The organism is Wolbachia endosymbiont of Drosophila baimaii (genome assembly GCF_028982185.1).
Lineage (GTDB): Bacteria > Pseudomonadota > Alphaproteobacteria > Rickettsiales > Anaplasmataceae > Wolbachia > Wolbachia pipientis.
In genome coordinates, this window is sequence record NZ_JAPQLE010000096.1 from 1 (window position 1) to 5,199 (window position 5,199).

Annotated in this window: 5 protein-coding genes and 1 pseudogene; 1 reads left to right on the forward strand and 5 read right to left on the reverse strand. The window is 34.7% G+C overall.

Going from position 1 to position 5,199, the window contains the following annotated elements; genetic code table 11:
- Nucleotides 1-84: 84 nt before the first annotated feature.
- Nucleotides 85-693: pseudogene (truA, locus tag OZD66_RS03200) on the forward strand (tRNA pseudouridine(38-40) synthase TruA); the annotation flags it as partial.
- Between the two features lie 79 nt (nt 694-772).
- Here the strand turns inward: truA and dnaN are convergent.
- The 5 genes from dnaN to OZD66_RS03225 form a co-directional block, all read right to left on the reverse strand.
- Nucleotides 773-1,930, reverse strand: coding sequence for a DNA polymerase III subunit beta (gene dnaN / locus OZD66_RS03205; RefSeq protein WP_182367463.1), 1,158 nt, complete (start codon nt 1,928-1,930; stop codon nt 773-775).
- A 123-nt stretch (nt 1,931-2,053) separates the two neighbouring features.
- Nucleotides 2,054-2,551, reverse strand: a complete 498-nt coding sequence (locus OZD66_RS03210; RefSeq protein ID WP_182367460.1) for an invasion associated locus B family protein — start codon at nt 2,549-2,551, stop codon at nt 2,054-2,056.
- The gene (locus OZD66_RS03215) at nt 2,544-3,437 is read right to left on the reverse strand and encodes an RNA polymerase factor sigma-32 (protein WP_182367457.1); all 894 of its coding nucleotides are present in this window, start codon (nt 3,435-3,437) and stop codon (nt 2,544-2,546) included. The genes OZD66_RS03210 and OZD66_RS03215 overlap by 8 nt, the downstream gene beginning before the upstream one ends.
- Before the next feature lie 318 nt (nt 3,438-3,755).
- The gene (locus OZD66_RS03220) at nt 3,756-4,442 is read right to left on the reverse strand and encodes a P44/Msp2 family outer membrane protein (protein ID WP_182367453.1); all 687 of its coding nucleotides are present in this window, start codon (nt 4,440-4,442) and stop codon (nt 3,756-3,758) included.
- Between the two features lie 371 nt (nt 4,443-4,813).
- On the reverse strand, nt 4,814-5,199 hold a 386-nt coding region (locus OZD66_RS03225), incomplete at its 5' end, for a transposase (RefSeq protein ID WP_458695168.1).

Genomic DNA, 5,199 nt, shown 5'->3' on the forward strand with positions numbered 1-5,199 from the left:
AAACATTCCTCTATTCGAATCCTTTCGTCGTGCTGTTGATTCTGCCTTCCTATGACCTGTTCGGACTATTATGAGAAATGCTATACTTTGTACTGTGGTGGCAGGACTGATGCAGGAGTTCATGCTTTAGGACAAGTTGCTCATTTTGATATGGAAAAGGAATTTGAGCTTTATAGAATAAGGAATGCAATAAACTATCATTTAAAATCAATTCCTATAGTCGTGCTTAATGCAGAAGTTGTAGATGATGCGTTTCACGCACGGTTTTCAGCAAAAAAAAGATATTACGAATATAGAATAGTTAATCGCTATGCTCCTGCCACTCTGGAGACGGGTTATGTATGGCAAGTGTTTAGCCCACTTGATGTAAATATTATGCGTGAAGCTGCTAAACATCTACTTGGAAAACATGACCTTTCAAGTTTCCATTCAAAAGATTGTCAAGCCGCAAATCCGATAAGAACAATTGATGATATCGATATAATACAAAATGGGAATCATATACACATCAAAATATCTGCTATTTCCTTTTTACATAACCAAGTGAGGATTATTGTGGGTACTTTAGTTGAATTTGGAAAAAATAGAACCAATCCGCAAGAAATGCTAAATATATTAAACCAATGCAAAAGAAGTGCCGCTGGAGTTACTGCACCACCTTTTGGCTTATATTTGGCAAAGATAGATTACTAATTTAATAAAAGCTAGTGAAATAAGTGCCATACCGCCACGGTATCTCCAGATTCCGCTAACAAGCAGCGAGATGACGAGTTTAAGTTCTCATTGGCATTACTACATATAATGCACTTGAATCGTCTTCATCAGTGATAATTGTAGCACTATTACCATCGGCTAAGCTAAACTTACATTTATTTTTTATGCAGGATAGAACATCAAGTAAATAACGCGAGTTGAACCCTATTTCTATAGGGGCTTCATTGTAGTCCACTTCTATGGATTCAGTTGCATCACTGCACTCTTGGGAGTTTGAATGCAGAGTTAGCAGCTTTTCTTGTAGTGAGAATTTAATAGATTTTACTTTATCAGATACAACAACGGAAACTCGATCTATAACGTCTGAAAGTTTTTTACTTTCAATAATCATATGCTTATCTTGAGATGCTGGAATAACTGCTTTATAATTTGGAAAAGTTCCATCTATTAATTTTGATATTAGAATATATTCACCGCATGTAAACTTGATTTTTCTGTCTGAGAGTTTTACTTTAATTTCATTACAATCGTCCAATATTTTTAACAGCTCCATAACAGTTTTACGTGGAATGATCACACCAAATTCGCCATTGATGTTCCCAGGCTTTGGCCTCTTTATACATGATAAACGATGGCCATCAGTTGCAACGCAGTACAGAAATTGCTCATCTGTATGTAGATATATTCCATTTAAACTATACCTTGTATCATCTAGTGATACAGCAAATTTTGTTTTAGTTAATAAGTCTATCAGGTCTGTATTTAGTAGAGTAAAATCATGTTTATAATTGTCTTCTTCAAGAGCAGGAAAGCTGCTTGAAACTACATTCGGTAAAGAAAAGTTTGCATTTCCGCAAGACATCAATAATTTTCCTTGGTTGTTTACTTCAAAATTGACATCCAAATCAGCGGGTAACTTCTTCACTATGTCATGTAAAGTATGTGCTGAAATTTTTACTTCTCCTTCTGTTAATACGGTTGCAGCAAGTGAGGCAAACATTGAAATGTCAAGATCAGTTGCCATTAATTTTATGCTGCCGTGTTGTGCTTTGATATTTATACACGCCAAAACATCTATTGCATTACGCCTTTCAACCACTCCACTTACTCTGGATAATGTATTTAAAAGACTTGTGCGGCTCACGCTAAAACGCATCTGCTCGCACACAGAATTTTGCTTTTTGATTTCTGTATCTACACCTGCAACCTCTGACATTGCTAACTCTCAAAAATATATTTTAAATGATATCCACATCCCATATAAAGTAAAGTGCTATTTATATTTCCATTGAAAGAGTAGTCTAGTTTATACTATAGCTGGGTATTCTGTTACAATAATTTACTTTGTATGGCATAAATCATGCATTTTTTGATACGCTTTTTGAAAACCAAGTAGGGAATAAGTATCATCAATGGTCACTGTTTTTGTTTTTCCATTAACTACCATTGATAATCCCTGCTTCATTTTTAGAATGAGATCTTGATCTATTTTTGTATGCTCTGCCCACGCAAAACTTCCCTGTATTATGGGCAGTGTATATTTAATTTTTTTGTCGATATTGAGAGCTACAGGCTCCTTGTCATACTGAAAACCAGAGGTAACGCTTACCTCATCTGCTTTTTTATCAACATAACTAACCATTACATACGGCTTGCGGTTGGTTGTATAATGTTCGCTTTTTTTTTTAGGATAGGATACAATATAACATACTTTCTCTCCATCTTCCAATGCAGTATACACGAGCCAATCTTTATATTTTTCCTTCAATTGCACATCACTAACTGATGCAAAAGCGCCTATCGAAAAAAATATTAGAAATATAAAAAAACTACGCATACAAACCAAATTTCAAACTTTCAGATTGTATATATCGTTTTACCTTAGCCATCGCCTGCTCAGCCAACTGCCTTATTCTTTCTCTTGAAACACAATATTTTTTACTAAGTTCATCCAAAGTTTGAATGTTTTCAGACAAATATCTACTGATAAAAATGTCTCTTGCCCTTTCGTTGAGGCTCGCTAGTGCATTGTTTAAAATTGTTTCTTTTAATTCTTTTTCTTCATGATTCTGATAGGTTACTTCTTGACTGACCAAGTTACATGGGATCATATCTTGCAACTCCCTTTTAGAGTCATCACCTATTTTTATGCAATCGTTTAGCGACTGATCCTTACAAGCCAAACGGTAATTCATCTGCAGAACGTCTCCTTCAGATACAGAAAGCTCATTAGATATTGCTTTTATCTCTTCATTATTTAAAGTTTCCCTGTTTGTATACTGTAAAATTCTTTTTTTTATTTTACGTAAACTAAAAAATAGTCTTCTTTGTGCTTGCGTTGTGCCTATTTTCACAAACGACCAAGATTTCAATATAAAGTCTTTTATTGAAGCTTCAATCCACCACACCGCATAAGTTGAAAAACGAAACCCTAAATCAGGATTAAACTTTTTCACTGCATGCATTAAACCCATATTTCCTTCCATGACCAGGTCCATCAACAATAGTCCATAATTTTTGAATTTCATTGCAATTTTCACTACCAAATTCAAATGGCTGGTAATCAATTTATGAGCAGAAGAAACATCCTTATATTGGTTCCAATTTTTTGCTAATCGTACCTCTTCCTCTTGAGACAGCATAGGAAACTTTTGCACCCTAGCAATATATTGCATGAGATTGGTTCTGCTATCGACACATAAGTTTGCCATTGAGGTCAACATAACAACTTAAATTAAAACTTCATGCATATAATATATTGATTTTCCAGCAAAAATTCAAGCTTTGATTTGAAAAAAGTACAAATTTTCCATCTAATTTCTTGGAGACAGTAGGCCGCAGTGTTAGCTAATTGGATAACATTATGTAACTTTAGATGATATTCTACCAGTACAATGGTAAACGTTATAGCTTAAACACATAGCAAATAGTGTTATTCCAGTGCCTTGACACTGGAATCCACATTTCTTTTTTCTAGATCCCAGTGCCATGCTACTTGAATGACAAGAAAAAACCCACTGGGATAACAAGACTGAGATAGACTAAAAATTAAACGCTACTCCAGCTTCTGCACCAACAGTGCTGTAAAGGACTGTATGTCCTCCTTTGTCTTTCTCACCACCGCTTTTATCGAAATTAGCACCATAAGAACCGAAATAACGAGCTCCAGCATAAAGTTTGACTTCTGGAGTTACATCATAACTAACACCAGCTTTTACTTGACCAGCAAAACCAAATTTACTTTTTTGATCATCCACAGCGTCTTTTAAAGGAGTGCTAATATACGCTGCACCAACACCAACACCAACATATGGAGTGATAGGCATATCTTCAATTGCTATATCGTAATAAACGTTAACTAGCCCTGAAATTGCTGTTAAACTGTCTGCAATAGTATCTGGCGTAAATTTTGCATCTGTAACATCATTTTTGTTTAGGTATGAATAAACTCCTTCAACATCAACCCTGATGTCGTCCATTTTGTAACCAAACGCACCACCACCAGCTATAAAAGATGCTTTTAATGGATTATGAATGCCTGTGGCCTTTTTATATTCAATACCTTCAATTTTTGTGAAAAGAGGTAAAACTTCACCGTTGTATTGCAAACGAACGTAGTAGCTAGTTTCTTCATCACTTATTGGACCAACAGGATCTGAAAAAGCAGAGTTTGATAAACTTAGCAACGTTGCTAAAGCGGCTGCTGAAAAAAACTTTTTATAATGCATAATTGTCCTCGTAAAAAAAATTAAAATTCCACTTTAGCAGTCTAAGTAACAACTAAAGTTAAGTCAAGTGCTAACTTAATAACACAAAATATTCTACATTTTAACTAATTTTTAGGAGAAGACAAAGATTTTATTAATGAATAAATACGACTTTTGATTTTTTGGTATAGCTAACACAGGTAAGATTTACTATCGAAAGACCTCGTCATCTCGCTGCTTGTTAGCGGATGAGAAATCCACAACTGTACGAACATTGCAATTTGGGCCTACCAGGAGGGCAATGCCTCTTATCCAAGTACCATCTTCTTGTCATCCCAGTCTGGGATGGCTTTGTTGCATCACACTTTATGAGATGGTGATTTATGGTAAATTCATGTAACTATCTTAAATTTAGCCATACCAATATCAGTGAATTTATTAAGCAAATAGCATTTGATTAGCAGTTCTTTTTCTCGATTTATCTCAGATTTATTCCTAAAACTAAATCCGAATATTTGCTTTAATCTTGAGAAAAACCCTTCAATATAAGATCTTTTCCCATAATTTACTTCTTTTTTCCATTCTTTCATGCCATCTTCACCGTATAATTTTATTAACCTAATAGCAGCATTCCTGTCAGACATATAATCTATTTCTGGATGTTCTGCCGCATTGTTTATTGGTGGAATTTTTGTCTTTATATCATATTCGTTACACAACTTATAAAACTTGTGCCTATCACATGCTCTATCTGCATATAGTGCTTTTATGGCATGCT

What these genes read in the sequence shown, in the direction of transcription:
- dnaN (WP_182367463.1), bottom strand. Translation starts at nt 1,930, where the DNA reads ATGTCAGAGGTTGCAGGTGTAGATACAGAAATCAAAAAGCAAAATTCT.
- OZD66_RS03210 (WP_182367460.1), bottom strand. Translation starts at nt 2,551, where the DNA reads ATGCGTAGTTTTTTTATATTTCTAATATTTTTTTCGATAGGCGCTTTT.
- OZD66_RS03215 (WP_182367457.1), bottom strand. Translation starts at nt 3,437, where the DNA reads ATGTTGACCTCAATGGCAAACTTATGTGTCGATAGCAGAACCAATCTC.
- OZD66_RS03220 (WP_182367453.1), bottom strand. Translation starts at nt 4,442, where the DNA reads ATGCATTATAAAAAGTTTTTTTCAGCAGCCGCTTTAGCAACGTTGCTA.